Genomic DNA, 16,403 nt, shown 5'->3' with positions numbered 1-16,403 from the left:
CTAGCTCACTCCTTTTTGTTCGATTCATTACATATTGTAGCATTATTTAACTGGAATTTCAGAGAAGATTTTATTTTTATTTGACATGGGATGCATCTCATAGTTTATGCTAAGAGAAATAAATGAATTGGGGTGTTTTTTATGTCTAATACAAAATCTATTTTTCCTAAAAACTTCTTATGGGGTGGTGCTACGGCAGCCAATCAGCTGGAAGGCGCTTATTTGGAAGATGGCAGAGGCTTGTCTGTTGCAGATGCCTTACCTGGTGGAAAAGATCGTTTCAAAATTGTAGCCAGTCCTGACTTTAATTTTGAGCTTGATGAATCTAAATATGTCTACCCAAACCATAAAGGAATCGATCATTATCACCGTTACAAAGAAGATATCGCGTTATTTGCTAAAATGGGCTTCAAAGTCTACCGCTTATCTATTGCCTGGTCGCGTATTTTTCCAAATGGGGATGAGACCACACCTAACGAAGCTGGTTTAGCCTTTTATGATAACGTTTTTGATGAATGCTTAAAATACGGAATTGAACCTGTTGTGACAATTTCTCATTATGAAATGCCGTTACACTTAGCTAAAGAATACGGTGGTTGGGGAAATCGTAAATTAGTTGATTTTTATGAGCGTTATGCAAAAGTTGTTTTAGAGCGTTACCATACAAAAGTAAACTATTGGATGACATTTAACGAAATTAATAGTGCGTTGCATTTCCCAGTGATGAGTCAAGGCTTGGTAATGAAAACTGGCGCAGGTAGCAAGCAAACCATTTATCAAGGATTGCACCATCAATTTTTAGCAAGTAGTAAGGCGGTCAAAATTGCTCATGACTTAAATCCTGATTTAAAGGTTGGCTGTATGATTATTTATGCAACCACATATGCTTACGACTCAAATCCAATCAATCATTTAAAAGCTTTAGAGTACAATCAAGCCTTTAATTTTTATTGTGCAGACGTTCAAGCCAAAGGGGAATATCCTCATTACGCCAAACGTATCTGGAAAGAAGAAAATGTTACTTTAGATATTCATGATGGTGATTTAGCGTTATTAAAAGCTTATCCTGTCGATTATGTTGGGTTTAGCTACTATATGTCTACTGTTGTGACGACTGACGAAGACGTTATGGCAAAATCTGAAGGAAATTTATTGTCTGGCGTTAGCAATCCTTTCTTAGAAGCTTCTGAATGGGGCTGGCAAATTGATCCACTTGGCTTGCGTTTGGCTTTAAATGAATTATATGGGCGTTATCAAAAACCATTGTTCATCGTTGAAAATGGCTTAGGAGCAAAAGACGTGCTTGATGAAAATAATTTTGTTGAAGATGACTATCGCATCGACTATCTAAGAAGTCATATTGAAGCAATGGGTGAAGCTATTGGTGATGGAGTTGATTTAATGGGCTACACTCCTTGGGGCTGTATTGACTTAGTCAGCGCTTCTACAGGTGAGATGTCTAAACGTTACGGATTCATTTACGTTGATCTTGACGACAATATTGAAGGCTCTGGAAATCGTTATGAGAAGAAATCCTTTAATTGGTATAAAAAAGTCATTGAAACTAATGGCTCTGACTTAGCTTAATCAATCAAAACAGCCCTCACTTTAATAATATGTGAGGGCTGTTTTATTTTGTTCCTAAAAAAGAACCTTGCTTCTTTCATTCATAGAAAGAGCAAGATTTTTTTTTTAATAACGTTTTGCAAGGGTCATCTTTTTAATTCTGCTTGGCAAGTATACTTGGCAAAATACTACACTAAACCCAAGAGCCACAATTCCCATTAATAAACTTTCAGAGATGGAAAGAACTGCTAAACTCGCAATGAAAATTATCACTGATTGACCAAATAAAATCATCCTCAATAAACGCTTTAGTGCAGCTAATTTTTCTTTTTCTTTAACAGGATATAAATTCGTCAATGCCATATTGTCATAGTGAAAATAAAGAGGCACTAGTTGAAAGCCCGTTAAGTAAATAAAAATAACAGCTAAGAACAGTCCAACGTAAAATGAATGGGTGACTACAATCAAAATAGCCACAATACCCGTCAATCGGATGAACAAGCCACTGTACTCCGTTCCTCGTAAAAACGTTCGAGCATAGAGGTAGTCAAATGTTTTTTGATGAACTGGTTTAATGCCTTTTAAAAATCCATCTAAATATTTGCGACGTCTAATTTTTCCTTTTAATGAAGGAATATCTGTAAATAAATTAATAAATTGATAGATGCGGTGCATTCGTTGTTGTTCGCTTGAAACCATCCATTCCCATTGATACACTTGATGATTCCCCTTTTTACTAAGCACATTTTTACTTCCCACAACTAATAAAATCGCTAATACCACACCGATTATTGGATAACTAAACAAAGAAATCCCGCTAATAAGGGCGACTGTTGCTACTTTAATAAGCGTAAGCATTTGTCGCTCTTTCTTTTGACTTACTTTTAACGCATAAATTTGTAACTCTAATTCCCAGTTTTTCAACATTAGCAACATTACGATAAAATAAACCATATCGAAGAAAGTAAGAGTTGTTGTGGCTACTAATAATGGCATTAAAAAGGCTGTTATTAATACAATGATAAAACTTGGCAATAAGCTACTATACATTTTCGCTCCTTTGAAATAGCCCTTCATCTGCTCTTCTTTTGGCAATAAAAATACAGCATCTGCCGGTTGAATCAAGGTTGCTAACTTTCCTGTTAGAATCAATAACACAAAAACAACTAACACAATAGGCCGACTCCAAATAAAATCTCCGGTTAAGCTTTTTAAAAAATTAGAGTATGCATAACCTAATGCACCCATTAAAAACAAACAGACTAAAACAAAATGGTCATTAAAGACATACTTCATATAACGCATCATTTTCTTTTGATGTAAACGAACTCGGTTTTTCCAAATTTCAATCATGTTCATCTATTTGTCCTCTTCTTTAGTTAATTGGATGTAAATTTCATCTAAAGTGGCTTCTGGCATATTAAAACTTCCACGAATTTCTTCTAAGGTCCCCTCTGCTTTCACTTCGCCATTATGAAGCAAGATAAACCCATCACACTGTCTTTCAGCAGTTGCCAAAATATGCGTTGACATTAGAATAGAAGCTCCTTGCGCTTTCATCTCATTCATTAATTCTAATAAAGCATTGATTCCTAATGGGTCTAAACCTAAAAAAGGCTCATCGATAATATACAAACTAGGTTCTACCAAAAAAGCACATAAAATCATGACTTTCTGCTTCATTCCTTTTGAAAAATGAGCTGGAAACCATTCTAATTTATTTTCTAAACGAAACGTTTTTAATAACTTGCTCGCTCTTTCAAAAGCAATATCTGTCGGCACGTCATACGCCATTGCGGTTAATTCAATATGCTCTTTCAAGGTCAATTCATCATATAAAACAGGCGTTTCAGGAATAAATGCAAATTTCTTTCGATAATTCTCTGTATCCTCCTCCACTGTCAACTCGTCAATCGAAATGGATCCTTTTGTCGGAGACATCAAGCCAATGATATGTTTAATCGCTGTACTCTTACCGGCACCATTCAACCCAATTAAGCCGATTAATTTTCCTTTGCCTACCTCAAATGAGATATCTTTTAAAACAGGTATTTGGCTGTAACCCCCTGTTACATTCGTTACTTTTAAACTCATTATAGTAAATCCTCCCGTTTGCTTATTCTATCCTAGTATATCATAGCATGACTTCTGTCGGTTGATTTTTCTATTTTTTCAGCATTAGCGTTTCACTTTCAATCATTTTTATGATACATTTAAACTATCAAAATGACACATTTTCGAACAAAGAAAGAAGGTTAAGTTAAATGAACGATTGCGTTTTTTGTAAAATCATTAATCATGAAATTCCAAGTCATGTAGTATATGAAGATGACGATGTATTAGCCTTTTTAGACATCACACAAGTCACTCCTGGCCATACCTTGGTGATTCCCAAAAAACACGTAACCGATATTTTTGAATACGATGAAATCTTAGCTCAAACTGTTTTTAGTCGTATCCCAAAAATCGCTCGTGGTATTGAAAAATCAAATCCTGCTATTCAAGGAATGAATATTATTAACAATAATCGTGAGATGGCCTATCAGTCTGTTTTCCATTCACACTTTCATTTAATTCCTCGCTATGGCAAAAAAGATGATTTTACTATGCACTTTGGCAACAATATGAAAAAATACCCACCTGAAAAATTAGCTGAAATTGCAGCAACTATTCAACATGAATTGGAGGATTAACAAATGGCACATCCATTTTTTAAAGGATTACTTTTTGGTTCCATTGTCGGTGGAGTCTCAGCTTTACTTGCTACCCCTCGTTCTGGGAAAGAAAATCGTGATCTAGCATTAAGTTATATTGAAGACACAACCTTGTTAGTTGAAGACGTTTCAAATAGCATTCATTCCTTGAAAGGTGCTGTCACTGAATTGAGTACAGAAGGACTCGCTCTCTTAAATGAATTTACCGAAGAGATGACTGAGTCTGTAGAAGAGTTTACGCTTCAAAATGAACCGCGTATGCGTCGAATCGAAGAAAAAGCAACTAAATTAACTGCTGACTTAGAAGAATTTTCTGAATTGATGCCTGATTTAGAAGAACTCGCTACAAAAGAATAACGATTTCTAACACAAGTTGTCCTTAGACAACTTGTGTTTTTATTTTCCTCGTTAAATATGATTTTTTTGTGACTTTATCTTGATTTTATACGGAACTCTTTAAATTTGTAAACTTTTTTGTATATAGATATGTTATATTAAGTAAGGTACGTTTTACTTAAAAATGTAAACAATCAATTTTGAGAGGAATGAAGAAAATGAAAAAATTAATGATTGCAGGTGCAGCCTTACTATTAGCTGTCACTATTGCTGGTTGTTCAGGAGACAAAACCGTTGCTTCAACGACGTCTGGTAAAATTAAACAAGAGGAATTATACAACAAAATGAAAGGGAAATACGGTGAAGCAACCCTTCGTGAAATGTTAATTTCAACTGCTTTGGAAGACCAATACGGCGATAAAGTTTCTAAAAAAGACGGTGAAGCTGAATTCAATAAAACGAAAAAACAACTTGGCGATCAATTTGCTGCAGCCCTTCAACAAAGCAATATCACTGAAAGTGACTTTAAAGAAACATCTCGTACAAGAGCTCTTTTAAAAGCAGCAGCTGCTGATCAGAAAAAACTTAAAGACGCTGACTATAAAGAAGCGTTCAAAACTTGGGTTCCTAAAATGTCAGCTCAACAAATCGTTGTCGCTGATGAAGAGAAAGCAAAAGAAGTTATTGCTAAATTAGATGCTGGCGAAGACTTCACAAAATTAGTTAAAGAATATTCAACAGATACAACAACGAAAGACAAAGAAGGCAAAATTGAAAACTTCGACAATTCTACTGGTCTTGATGCAACTCTTGTAGCAGCAGCAAGTAAACTTAAAGATGGCGAATACACAAAAGAAGCTGTTCAAGGTCAAACTGGCTATACGATTCTAAAAATGACCAAAAACCCAGGAAAAGGCAAATGGGAAGATCATAAAAAAGAATTGAAAGAACAAATAATTGATGAAATCGTAGCTGACCAAGCTCAATTACAACCAATCTTAGCTAAAGTCATCAAAAAAGCAAACGTTCAAATCGAAGATAAAGATATGAAAAATGCTGTCGCTTCAATTTTAGAACCAGCCACTAATACTACTTCTACAAAATAAGGTTCACTAAGAGAATAAGCTTTTTTCATACTTATTCTCTTTTTAACGTAATAGTAAGAATATTAGATTGGGGTTTTCCTTTTAAATCTAGATTGAATTATGCTATATTTAATGAAGTGCTTCGCAATTATAAAATGAAATGGACGTGTTCAAATGAAGAAATTTATGCTTTCTTGTGTCGCTGTACTTGCAGTCATCACAATCGCAGGTTGTTCAAACAGTACGGTAGCTACTACTAAAGGTGGCAAAGTAACACAAGACGATTTATACGAATCAATGAAAGAAACAGCTGGCCCTGCTGCTCTTCAAAAATTAATCTTAAAAGATGTTTTAGAAGAAAATTATGGAAAAGATGTAACAGATAAGAAAATCAATGCAGAATTCGACAAACAAAAGAAAAGTTATGGCGAACAATTTGATACATTGCTAAAACAAGCAAACTTAACAGAAAAATCATACAAAGATACCATTCGTATGAATCTATTAGTTGAAGCAGCAGTTAAAGCAAATACAAAATTCACCGATGATGATTACAAAAAAGCTTGGGAAGACTGGACTCCTAAAATGACAGCTCAACACATTTTAGTAGCAGACGAAGCAGCAGCAAAAGATTTAATTGCTAAAATCAATGCTGGTGAAGATTTTGATACCCTAGCAAAAGAAAATTCATTAGACACTGGCTCTAAAGAAGACGGTGGAAAATTACCTGAGTTCGATGCTACAACAGGATACGACCCAGCTTTCGTTGCAGCTGCAGCAAAACTTAAAGATGGCGAAGTAACTGCTGAACCCGTTCAAGGTCAAAATGGTTACCACATCATTAAAATGATCAAAAATCCTGAAAAAGGAAACATGAAAGATCATAAAAAAGAGTTAGAAACAGCAATGCTTGACGCAAAATTAAAAGACAATGAATACATTCAATCTGTTCTTGCTAAACTTGTTAAAAAAGCAGATGTGAAAATCAAAGATGAAGATTTAAAAGATGTAATGGACAGTTATACTGGAAAATCATCTGACAAAAAAGAAAGTACTACTAAAAAAGAGTCAACTGACAAAAAAGAGTCAACTAAATAATAAAAAAAAGAAACGTGCCGATGCACGTTTCTTTTTTTATTCCCCTAACTCAGTTGATTCTTTTGGTTTATAAAACGTCCGATTATCCATTCCAAAAATACGTTCTGTAAAGGTTCCTGGTTCCGTACGATTCAAAGCCGAATTTAACATGTTAATAGAAGCATCCATGTTATCAATTTGATGTAAAATCTCAGCTTCTCGTAAACGAGGTCGAACAGGCGAACCATAATCTAACTGTCCATGATGAGATAAAATCATATGCTTTAATAAAATAATATCTTCATTCTTATCATCAATTTTTAGAGCCAGACAAGCCTTTGTAATTTCTTCATCGACGATTACAATATGGCCAATCAAATTCCCTTCGAGGGTGTACTCTGTTGAGATGGCTCCAGATAATTCCATTACTTTTCCAAGGTCATGTAAAATAACTCCTGAATACAACAAAGCTTTATTTATTTCTTCATATTGCCCAGCAATTACTTTGGCAAGACGCAACATTGATACCGTATGAAAAGACAAACCTCCCATGTAAGCATGATGGTGTTTTTTGGCAGCTGGAAATTGGAAAAATTCCGTTTGATATTGATTTAATAAATAACGTACCACCCTTTGCATATTTGCATTAGTAATTTCAAATAAAGTACTATTTATTTCTTCGGCAATATCTTCTTTTTTTATTGGCGCCCGCTCCATATAAAGTTCTGGTGCGTGAGGCTCGCTGTCACTTGCTAGTCGAAGTTTAAAGAGCTTCAATTGTGGATTTCCTTGATAAAGTTCTCGTTTTCCAGAAACTTTAATCACCTTTCCAGCGGTAAAGGCTGCAATGTCCTCTTCGGAAGCATCCCAATATTTCCCATCAATCTGTCCACTTTTATCTTGGAAAGTAAAAGCAATAAATTTTTTGCCGTTTTTTGCGATACGGATATCGGCTCCCTTAATCAATAAAAAAAGATCAACGGCATCGTCAACATTGTAATCGTATATTTTTTTGTCCATACATCTCCCACTCTCTTATCTCATTTTAGTTCGTTACCTCTATTGTAACACTTTCACCTGTTCTTTAGGGAATACATCTTGAATTTTTTTATCACATGTGAAATAAAGAACCTGATTGCTCTCACTCATTTTTTGAATCAGCTTCAACATCTGTTCTTGACGGTCAAAATCAAAATTAACAAAACCATCATCAATCAAAATGGGCATTTGAATTAAATCAGCAGCATTTTTAATAAATGCAAAACGCAACGCAATATAAAGTTGCTCGGCTGTTCCTTGACTTAATTCACTGACATCAAAAATAAGGCCTTCGTGATGCTGGACTTGAATTTGATTTTCGCTTAAAAGAATGCGATGGTAGTTTTCATTTGTTAACAATTTAAAATACGTTGTTGCATCTTGAAGCGTTTGAGGGAGACGGTCTTTTTTTGCGTAGGTTAAGGATCGTTCAATTAAATCAGCTGCAATTTGGTAACTACTCCATTTATCTACTAAATCTTGTAGGTCTGATTTTAAATTGGCAAATTCTTGCAACAATACCGAATACTGTCCGCCTTCTTCTAAATTTTTCAGTGCAACTTCACATTGAATTTTTTGATTAATCATTTCTTCAATCGTTATTTTTTGTTGGGATAGCTCTTGTTTTTGTTCTTGAATCGCATCTTGTAATTCTTGTTCATCTCTAAACGTTTCGAGCAATTCTTGGTTGATTGCAATTTGATTTTCTAATAATGCGACTCTGGCTTTTTTACTTTTTAATTGATCGTTTAACAAAAACTTTTTACGAAAAGACTCTTCATCTTGTACATAAACAAGTTGAAATAGATCTATTCTTTTTTTTTGGTAGATTTTTTTCTTCTTCAACCAATCTGATTTTTCTTGATTCAATTCTTCAATGGTTGCTTTTACCTTATTTTGATGTTCAAGTTCTCCTTCGATTGCTTTTACTAGATGCTTAATTCCAATCAGAACAGCTGATACATGATTCCAATCTGCTACAACAACGGATTTAAGAAATTCCGCTTTCTTTAACCACACTTGAAACTGATCATTGATTACTTGTATTATCCGTTGATTTTCTGTAAATTCATTTTTTAATTGTCGAATCAATTCAAATGGATCAGATTCTGATAAAAAATCAGTAATTGCATATTGTTTTGGCAACTGCCATTGGGATTGTACTTGATTGATTTCCAAAAGAACTCCCTGTTTTTCAACCGTCATTTCTTCAAGTTTTTGAGTGACTTGATTTACTGAAATCGTTACCTCATCTGATTTTGCAAGTAGTTCTCGCCACTGTTTTCGAAGTTCTTGTTGACGAATAAATTCCTCATATGAGTAAGCTGGTGCATCTAGTGTGCTTTTTTTCTTTTTTTCTTTTAGCGAAAGAACTCGATACCCACTGACAGCAATCAATGCCAGGCCGAATAAGATAAAAAAGCGACTAGAGATAAATCCAAGTCCTATTGAGATAAAACCCACTAGTTGCATGAAAATAGTAGTAAATGAGAGGGTTGTTGGCTGAGCCGGTTGCCGTTGAGCGTTGTTGACTGAATAAAATTCTTCTACCTGTTGAAATTGTTGATTTTCCCAGAGTAGTCGCTCCACTTGATCTAGTTGCTGATTTAAAGCATTGTTTTCAAAGTTTAACTGTTGATGCTTTTCGGATAATGATTGTTGCTCTTTTGTATAAAAATCTTGTCGGACTTGTAATTCTCTTAGTTTTTCTAATTGCTCGTTACTTAGTTTAAGTGGGATAGGAGTGTCTATTGCTAAGTTTAAATAACGATATTCTTGTTGAATTTGCTGAAAAAGTTGTTCGTTTTTCTGGTTCGCTTGCTGCTCTTTTACTAAATATGCTTCTATAGTTGGAATCGTTTCTAACAGTTTAGTCAGATTTTTATTATGCGTTTCATAAAAATCTAGTTCTTTGGAAGGAGCTAATTCCTTTGTTAACGAACTTAATTGTTCTTCTTTTTTTATCGTTTCATTTTTGATTTGCTGCAATTCTTGGTTAAAATGTTGCAACTGATAAAGTCCATCTTCGGGCAATTTCTTTAACTGAGCTTCGCTAATTTGTTTTTGAATAGCTTTCATTTCTACAAAATATTGCCAGTTATTCGTTAATTCATTCAATTTTTCAAGATGGGTTTCAATTGTTTGCTGTTTTGTTCTTAGTTGATTGATGCTTTGTTCTAATTCTAGTTTTTGATTGACTAGTTGGTTGTACTGATTATTTTGTGCCTTTACTGTTTTGAGCTGCTTTTCTTTTTTTCTAATTTCAACTATTTTTTTATTGATCTCAGGGACTCTTCCAGTTTGCTTGTAAAGCTTACTGGCTTCTTGCTTAAAGCGGTCAGCAATTTTTAAATAGCGTTCATTTCCCATCGTTCCTATACTTAAAAAATAGCGATTTAATTTTTCTTGATTTAGTTGACTGATTTTTTGTAATTCTAACAAATTAAAGGAAAATAACGCTTGATAGGTTGCTTTATCGATGCCGCTTACCAATTCATTTAAAACCGTTTCTGGCAGTTTAGTTCCGTCTATTTTGGTCAACGTAAGTTTGCCGTTTCCTTTGCCTTTAATTCGTTCAATATCAAGTTCGCCATATTGTCTTGTGACAATCCGCAAACGACCACCGTAGCGACTGCCTTTTCTGGGTTCATAGCGCAATTCAGAACTTTGTTTGGTAGGAAAACCAAATAATACACTGTGAATAAAGGCCATTAACGTTGACTTTCCAGCTTCATTTTTCCCATAAAAAATCTGTAAATCTGCTAGAGAATCAAATCGTTGATCTACCCATTTGCCATAACCATAAATTGTAATTTCTTTAATTTTCATGGTTATCCCTGCTTTCATTCGTTAATTCTGCACTAATTTCCATTAAACTTTGCTTCATAATTCTAGAACGATAATCCTCATCTCTTGATTCCAATAAATCTTCAATTAACGCAAAATCAAATAAGCTATTGGTGGATTGATTAAATTGGTTCTCTTTTGACAATTCTTCAATCCCATGAAGCCACTCTTCCATAATAAACATTTTTTCAGTGGTATCTTCTGTCGCTCTTTTTTGTATTTTTAGTTGATTTACCCAAATAAAAGGTTCTGTAGCTGAAATTTGTTGCAAGGCTTCTAGCAATTCTCCTTGGATTATCTTCTTTAAGACGTTTGGCAATAAGTCTTTTGTATCCACCAACTCAATGGTTAATAAATAATTTTTTTGACTGCCTTCTTTTATTTCAATTGTCTCTTTAATTTTCCGATACACGTCATCCAATGTTGACTGTTTAGCTAATGATATTTCGAACGTTTCCCATTGGATATCTTGAGTTTCTAGTGTTTCAATTGATGATTCCCCTAATGTTAGGGTGACTAATTCACACCCTTTGATGCCAGTTTCTTTACTGCTTCTGCCTTGCGTATTTCCAGCATAAAGGATTGGAGGTTGTGTTGCTAATACTTGTCTTGTATGAATATGTCCTAATGCCCAATAATCGTACCCTTTGCTCTTTAACTCGTTGATTGTAAAGGGTGCATAGTGTCCGTGACTTGTTTCCAATCCTTCTGAAAAACCATGTAACATTCCAATATGAAAATCTGCCGTCTCATGCTTTTTAGGATATTCTGTAATCATGCGTTTCGTCATCCATCTACTGTTGTAACTGAAACTACTCACTGCTATGCGTTCTCCGTTTTTTGTCGTCAACCATTTCGTTTCGACTGTTTCACTAAACAATTCAACATTTTCTGGCATCTTTAAATGCAACCCACTATTTTCTATGTAATCATGATTCCCATGACAAATAAAAACTGGGATCTCAGCTTGGTTTAATCGCTCCATTTCTGTTTTTAAAAAGGCTTGTGCTTTGACACTTCGATCATCACTATCATAAATATCTCCTGCCAGCAATACAAAATCAACTTGTTTTTCAATGGCATGATTTACTAAATTTGTTAATGCAGTAAAGGTGGATTGGTAAATTTTTTCCCACAAAAAATCAGGCACTGTTTTTAACCCGATAAAAGGGCTATCTAAATGCAAGTCAGCACCATGTATAAATTGAACCACTTGATTCACCCTTTCTTAAATGATTGTTTTATTTTAACAGAATGCACTGGAAAAATAAACAGGTGTTCGGTTTTCTTTTAAAAAAAATTCACTATCACTGACGCAATAGTGAATTTTTCAATTGATTATTGACCTTGGTATAATTCTTGGATTGGAGACATGATAATACGGTTAATATCGTCAATCAATAAGCTTAATTTTTGTTCTGCTTCCATTAAGTTCTTGATTGTATCGTTTTCTCCAGTTTTCATCGCCATTTCTTGAGCTTCTTTAATTTCTTCTTCTAGAATCTCTTCACCAGACATTTGTTTTTGTTGTAATTTCACTTGAATCCCTTGAAATTCTTGAAACATTTCGTTTGCTTCTGGATTTGCTTTGACTGCATCATATGCCACTTTTAAAGCTACATATGCATCTGTTTCTCTTAAATCTTTTTCAAGTTGGTTTGCTGTATCGTAAATGTTATTGCTCACTGATTGAACACTCCTCTAAATGAAATTGTTTGTTTTTTCTCCTATTAACTATAACATTTCTGACCTATTTAATCTATTCTAAAACGTTTTTTCATGAAATTTTTAGTTTAGCTTTTCTTTAAATTTATTAAACAGATTTCCCGACTTTTCTTTAAGGTAAGAAGATCCTTCTTTAAATTTATCGCCCCAATATTTTGCTCCTTTATCAAACTCATCTTTCCATTTATCAACAGAACCTTTGTTTTCTTCGGTTACTATATTTTGAGCACTTTCAGTATTAAACTTAGTCAGTGGCGTCAGTGGCAAAATGTTCGCCATTTCTGATCTAAAGAGGGGCGCAACGCCTTCTTCGCTTAGCCCTTGCAAGTAATGCTCTTCATCTGTTTTATCGTATCCAATCCATGTTGAAAGAACGATATCAGGAGTATATCCTACAATCCATTGATCTTTTGTGCCATTTTTTTCGCCAAAGGTTAATTCAGTGCTTCCTGTTTTCCCGGCAATGGTATACCCATTTGGCAAAGCATTTTGACCTGTTCCATCGTTAAAGACACCCATCAGCATACTCGTCATGTCTTTAGCAACTTCTGGGGTTGTCACAGTTGTCATTTTAGGGTCTTGATTGTCAGCGACTATCGCTCCTGTTGCATCTACGATTTTGGTGATTAAATGGCCGTCTGCGCGCTTGCCTTCATTTGCAAAGGTTGTATAAGCGCTGGCCATTTGAAGAGGTGAGACTCCTTTTGTCAGTCCTCCTAACGCTAATCCTAGGTAACGGTCATCTTCAGTTAATGGAATCCCAAATTTTTCTACCTTATTATAGCCTTTGTCTACGCCGATTTCATCTAGTAACCAGACTGCGGGTGCGTTGATGCTGTTGGCTACAGCTTGATACATTGGAACCTCCCCTAAATAAACATCGTTGTAATTTTGCGGTGTGTAATGGTCAGATCCATAAGAATCTTTCTCGTCTTTTAACATAGAATCTATTTTATACCCTGATTCCAAAGCCGGTGTGTATACAGCTAATGGTTTCATGATTGAACCTGGCTGTACTCGAATTTGAGTGGCCCGGTTGTACCCTCTAAAGACGTGTTCTCCTCGACCTCCAACTAAGGCATAAACGCCACCATTTTTAGGATTCATTGCAACTGAACCACTTTGAACAAGGGTCCCATCTGCTGAATATTGGAACAAGTTGTTATTTTGATAGGTTAACTCCATTTTTTGCTGATAGTCTTGATTTAAAGCGGTGTATATTTTATACCCTTTGTTCATAATGTCTTCTTCTTTTAGGTCATACTTGTTCACTGCTTCATCAATCACTGCATCAAAATAATATTTATAGCGATAACCATCAGTGGGATTGTAAGTATCTTCCAACAATAATGGTAAATTTTTAGCTTCTGTTGCTTCTTCTTTAGTTATTTTTTGATTGTCTGCCATTAGGTCTAAAATCAAATTTCGACGTTCAATTGAATGATCCATATGATCAATTGGATTGTAGTAACTTGGTGATTTTAAAATAGCCGCAATTGAAGCTGCTTCAGTTGTTGTGATTTCAGAAGCATGTTTGCCGTAATATTTTTGAGCAGCATCTTCCACACCCCACACACCATTTCCAAAGTAGGCATTATTTAAATACATTTCTAAAATATCTTGTTTGCTGTATTTTTTTTCAATTTCAACAGCTAGAAAAAGTTCTTGTGCTTTTCTGGTCAATGTTTGATTTTGAGATAAGAAAGCATTTTTTGCCAATTGTTGCGTCAAGGTACTTCCCCCACCCACAACGTTTCCTCGATTTACTACATACCCAACCGCTGCTCTGGCAATTCCTCGCACATCAAATCCGCCATGTTGATAAAATCGTTTGTCTTCTGTTGAAATAACAGCATCTTGAATGGCAGGCGCAATCTTATCTAACGTAACGAAACTGCCTTTTTGAGCATAGAGGCTGCCTGCTTCTTCCCCTTTTTCATCATAAACTTTAGTCGTCTGCTCTAAACCTGCTTTTAAGGATTCTACATTTGCTGACTTCGCTAAATAAAGCAAATAAATGCTCGTTACTAATACTACAACTAATAATGCCAACAAAAATATTTTATGAATATGGTACTTTTTCCAAATACGTTTTCTTGTATGATGGATTTTAATTAAATAGGGTTTTAGCCATTTCCAAAAAACTGCTAGCCCTTGTTTTAACTTTTCAAAAAAAGTCGGTTCATTCATGTTTGTTCATCCTTTATATGTTCTAAATTTAGTATTCTTGTTCGATTTTAAACTCTTTCTTATTCTACCAAACATCTCTTCAATTATAAATACATCTCAAGTTGGAGAGGTCTTTTTAAGCTAACTATTGGTATTTTTTAGATTTTACTTTATAATTCTATCGTAACGGAGTAAAATTAGCTTAAAGAGTTTCTTAAGTTTCTTGCAAATTTTGCTCTTTCCTAATTTAAACTAGAAACGTGAGGTGAGCCCCTTGGGACAGAAAAACTAACTACATTTCATCTATTTGCTTCTTTTAGTCTTTTAAAACCACCAATGGTGCGCTTATTTGCTCTTTTTGGTTGTCTTAACTACTTAAAAAGAAATCATTCATTACTATTATAACATCAAGGAGGTGGAGTTCACGTTTTTTTACAAAACGTGAACGCACATTTGTCAGTAGGTACCGGTATGATCATATTTTTTATTATTTTAGCCATTGCAGCTTTATTTGTAATGTCTGAATTTGTCTTAGTTCGGATTCGTCCAACAAGACTGGATTTTTTAATTGAAAATGGCAACAAAAATGCGATTTTATTAAAAAAAATGACGAAACATTTAGACACGTATTTATCCGCAACACAATTAGGCGTCACGATCACGTCTCTTGCCTTAGGTTGGTTAGGTGATCCTACATTTAAAAAGTTATTTGATACTCTCTTTAGCACTATCGATATGCCTTCCTCGGTTTCGAGTATTTTGTCGATCATCGTTTCTTTTTCACTTTTAACTTTTGTTCAAGTGATTGTTGGAGAGCTCGTTCCAAAAAACTTTGCCATCAATAAAACTGAAAAAATTGGTTTATTAATTGCTCGTCCATTACAAGTTTGGTATCGTTTAATGTACCCGATTGTCTTTGTTTTAAATGGCGTAGCTAATGGAATTTCTCGTTCATTTGGCTTAAAAAGTGTTAGTGAATCAGATGAAAGTGTTTCTGAAGAAGAATTGCGAATTATCATGAGTGAAAGCTTGAAAAGTGGTGAAATCAATCGCGATGAGTATCAATTTGTTGAAAATGTATTTGCTTTTGACAATCGAATGAGTCGGGAAATTATGGTTCCCAGAACTGAAATGGTTACTGTTTCAACGGAAATGTCCTTGAAAGAAATCAGTGAGTTAGTTCGAACAGAACGTTACACTCGCTATCCTGTTATTGAAAATGGCGATAAGGATTCTGTGATTGGCGTCATTAATACAAAAGAAATTTTCGCAGCCTATGTCAATTACGTAGAAGCTGGTATTTCTGAAAAATTTAATATTAATAAGTATATTCGTCCTGTTATTTCTGTTATTGAAACGATTCCGATTAAAGAAATTTTAGTTAAAATGCAGAAAGAACGAAATCAAGTCGCTATTCTAGTGGATGAGTACGGCGGCACAAGTGGGATGATTTCGATTGAAGATATCGTAGAAGAAATTGTTGGCGATATCAATGACGATTATGAAACTTCAGAAGAAGCTGAAATTAGAAAAATTGACGATCATCACTACATTGTGAGTGCGAGAATGTTAATTGATGAGATCAACGAATTATTCGGGCTTTCAATTGAAGAAGATAATGTGGATACGATTGGTGGTTGGATGATGAATGAAAAATATGACATTCAAGAAGGCGACTCTTTAGTCAGTGGAGACTATGTATTTACCGTCATCAAATCTGCTAAAAGTACGATTGAAACGATTGAAATTAGCCATAAAGAATTGGAAGAACCTTTAACCGAAGTTGAAGAAGAATCTACTGAAGCGTAAATAAAAGAGAGTTTCTTGAACAAAAGCGTTCAAGAAA

Annotated in this window: 13 protein-coding genes; 6 read left to right on the top strand and 7 right to left on the bottom strand. The window is 34.6% G+C overall.

Annotated features, from left to right (window positions below; translation table 11 throughout):
* Window positions 1-141 precede the first annotated feature (141 nt).
* Window positions 142-1,587 carry a glycoside hydrolase family 1 protein gene (locus tag CDIMF43_RS06440; RefSeq protein ID WP_109841526.1) on the top strand — a complete coding sequence of 482 codons (1,446 nt, stop codon included), beginning with the start codon at window positions 142-144 and terminating at the stop codon, window positions 1,585-1,587.
* 105 nt (window positions 1,588-1,692) lie between these two features.
* Here CDIMF43_RS06440 and CDIMF43_RS06435 read toward each other — a convergent pair whose 3' ends face one another.
* Together CDIMF43_RS06435 and CDIMF43_RS06430 are read right to left on the bottom strand one after the other, a co-directional pair.
* Window positions 1,693-2,925 carry an ABC transporter permease gene (locus CDIMF43_RS06435; protein WP_109841525.1) on the bottom strand — a complete coding sequence of 411 codons (1,233 nt, stop codon included), beginning with the start codon at window positions 2,923-2,925 and terminating at the stop codon, window positions 1,693-1,695.
* The gene (locus tag CDIMF43_RS06430; RefSeq protein ID WP_109841524.1) at window positions 2,926-3,660 is read right to left on the bottom strand and encodes an ABC transporter ATP-binding protein; all 735 of its coding nucleotides are present in this window, start codon (window positions 3,658-3,660) and stop codon (window positions 2,926-2,928) included.
* A gap of 170 nt (window positions 3,661-3,830) precedes the next feature.
* Here CDIMF43_RS06430 and CDIMF43_RS06425 point away from each other — a divergent pair, with 170 nt between their 5' ends.
* The 4 genes from CDIMF43_RS06425 to CDIMF43_RS06410 all read left to right on the top strand — a co-directional run bounded on the left by CDIMF43_RS06425 (window position 3,831) and on the right by CDIMF43_RS06410 (window position 6,799).
* The gene (locus CDIMF43_RS06425) at window positions 3,831-4,259 is read left to right on the top strand and encodes an HIT family protein (RefSeq protein WP_074403040.1); all 429 of its coding nucleotides are present in this window, start codon (window positions 3,831-3,833) and stop codon (window positions 4,257-4,259) included.
* Window positions 4,260-4,262: 3 nt separating this feature from the next.
* Window positions 4,263-4,637 carry a YtxH domain-containing protein gene (locus CDIMF43_RS06420; protein ID WP_109841523.1) on the top strand — a complete coding sequence of 125 codons (375 nt, stop codon included), beginning with the start codon at window positions 4,263-4,265 and terminating at the stop codon, window positions 4,635-4,637.
* A gap of 197 nt (window positions 4,638-4,834) precedes the next feature.
* Window positions 4,835-5,722, top strand: coding sequence for a peptidylprolyl isomerase (locus tag CDIMF43_RS06415; RefSeq protein WP_082985786.1), 888 nt, complete (start codon window positions 4,835-4,837; stop codon window positions 5,720-5,722).
* A 153-nt stretch (window positions 5,723-5,875) separates the two neighbouring features.
* Window positions 5,876-6,799: a peptidylprolyl isomerase gene (locus CDIMF43_RS06410; protein WP_074403043.1), complete on the top strand. Its 924-nt coding sequence runs from the start codon at window positions 5,876-5,878 to the stop codon at window positions 6,797-6,799.
* 36 nt (window positions 6,800-6,835) lie between these two features.
* Here the strand turns inward: CDIMF43_RS06410 and CDIMF43_RS06405 are convergent, their stop codons facing one another.
* The 5 genes from CDIMF43_RS06405 to CDIMF43_RS06385 all read right to left on the bottom strand — a co-directional run bounded on the left by CDIMF43_RS06405 (window position 6,836) and on the right by CDIMF43_RS06385 (window position 14,578).
* Window positions 6,836-7,798: a 3'-5' exoribonuclease YhaM family protein gene (locus CDIMF43_RS06405; RefSeq protein WP_109841522.1), complete on the bottom strand. Its 963-nt coding sequence runs from the start codon at window positions 7,796-7,798 to the stop codon at window positions 6,836-6,838.
* Window positions 7,799-7,837: 39 nt separating this feature from the next.
* Window positions 7,838-10,645, bottom strand: a complete 2,808-nt coding sequence (locus tag CDIMF43_RS06400) for an ATP-binding protein (RefSeq protein WP_162532920.1) — start codon at window positions 10,643-10,645, stop codon at window positions 7,838-7,840.
* Window positions 10,635-11,876 carry a metallophosphoesterase family protein gene (locus tag CDIMF43_RS06395; protein ID WP_109841520.1) on the bottom strand — a complete coding sequence of 414 codons (1,242 nt, stop codon included), beginning with the start codon at window positions 11,874-11,876 and terminating at the stop codon, window positions 10,635-10,637. The genes CDIMF43_RS06400 and CDIMF43_RS06395 overlap by 11 nt, the downstream gene beginning before the upstream one ends.
* A 125-nt stretch (window positions 11,877-12,001) precedes the next feature.
* Window positions 12,002-12,349 (bottom strand): YlbF/YmcA family competence regulator, encoded by a 348-nt coding sequence (locus tag CDIMF43_RS06390; RefSeq protein ID WP_074403047.1) that lies wholly within the window; start codon window positions 12,347-12,349, stop codon window positions 12,002-12,004.
* A gap of 102 nt (window positions 12,350-12,451) precedes the next feature.
* Window positions 12,452-14,578, bottom strand: coding sequence for a PBP1A family penicillin-binding protein (locus CDIMF43_RS06385; RefSeq protein WP_109841519.1), 2,127 nt, complete (start codon window positions 14,576-14,578; stop codon window positions 12,452-12,454).
* A 450-nt stretch (window positions 14,579-15,028) separates the two neighbouring features.
* On the opposite strand from CDIMF43_RS06385, the gene CDIMF43_RS06380 reads away from it, so the two are divergent.
* The gene (locus CDIMF43_RS06380) at window positions 15,029-16,366 is read left to right on the top strand and encodes a hemolysin family protein (protein ID WP_233218299.1); all 1,338 of its coding nucleotides are present in this window, start codon (window positions 15,029-15,031) and stop codon (window positions 16,364-16,366) included.
* Window positions 16,367-16,403 lie beyond the last annotated feature (37 nt).

Source organism: Carnobacterium divergens, assembly GCF_900258435.1.
GTDB classification, from domain to species: Bacteria; Bacillota; Bacilli; order Lactobacillales; family Carnobacteriaceae; genus Carnobacterium; species Carnobacterium divergens_A.
Note: the sequence above shows the minus strand (reverse complement) of the source record. Positions and strands in the feature narration are given on the sequence as shown.

What these genes read in the sequence shown, in the direction of transcription:
- CDIMF43_RS06380 (WP_233218299.1), top strand. Translation starts at nt 15,029, where the DNA reads ATGATCATATTTTTTATTATTTTAGCCATTGCAGCTTTATTTGTAATG.
- CDIMF43_RS06430 (WP_109841524.1), bottom strand. Translation starts at nt 3,660, where the DNA reads ATGAGTTTAAAAGTAACGAATGTAACAGGGGGTTACAGCCAAATACCT.
- CDIMF43_RS06405 (WP_109841522.1), bottom strand. Translation starts at nt 7,798, where the DNA reads ATGGACAAAAAAATATACGATTACAATGTTGACGATGCCGTTGATCTT.
- CDIMF43_RS06415 (WP_082985786.1), top strand. Translation starts at nt 4,835, where the DNA reads ATGAAAAAATTAATGATTGCAGGTGCAGCCTTACTATTAGCTGTCACT.
- CDIMF43_RS06425 (WP_074403040.1), top strand. Translation starts at nt 3,831, where the DNA reads ATGAACGATTGCGTTTTTTGTAAAATCATTAATCATGAAATTCCAAGT.
- CDIMF43_RS06410 (WP_074403043.1), top strand. Translation starts at nt 5,876, where the DNA reads ATGAAGAAATTTATGCTTTCTTGTGTCGCTGTACTTGCAGTCATCACA.
- CDIMF43_RS06420 (WP_109841523.1), top strand. Translation starts at nt 4,263, where the DNA reads ATGGCACATCCATTTTTTAAAGGATTACTTTTTGGTTCCATTGTCGGT.
- CDIMF43_RS06385 (WP_109841519.1), bottom strand. Translation starts at nt 14,578, where the DNA reads ATGAATGAACCGACTTTTTTTGAAAAGTTAAAACAAGGGCTAGCAGTT.
- CDIMF43_RS06440 (WP_109841526.1), top strand. Translation starts at nt 142, where the DNA reads ATGTCTAATACAAAATCTATTTTTCCTAAAAACTTCTTATGGGGTGGT.
- CDIMF43_RS06435 (WP_109841525.1), bottom strand. Translation starts at nt 2,925, where the DNA reads ATGAACATGATTGAAATTTGGAAAAACCGAGTTCGTTTACATCAAAAG.
- CDIMF43_RS06400 (WP_162532920.1), bottom strand. Translation starts at nt 10,645, where the DNA reads ATGAAAATTAAAGAAATTACAATTTATGGTTATGGCAAATGGGTAGAT.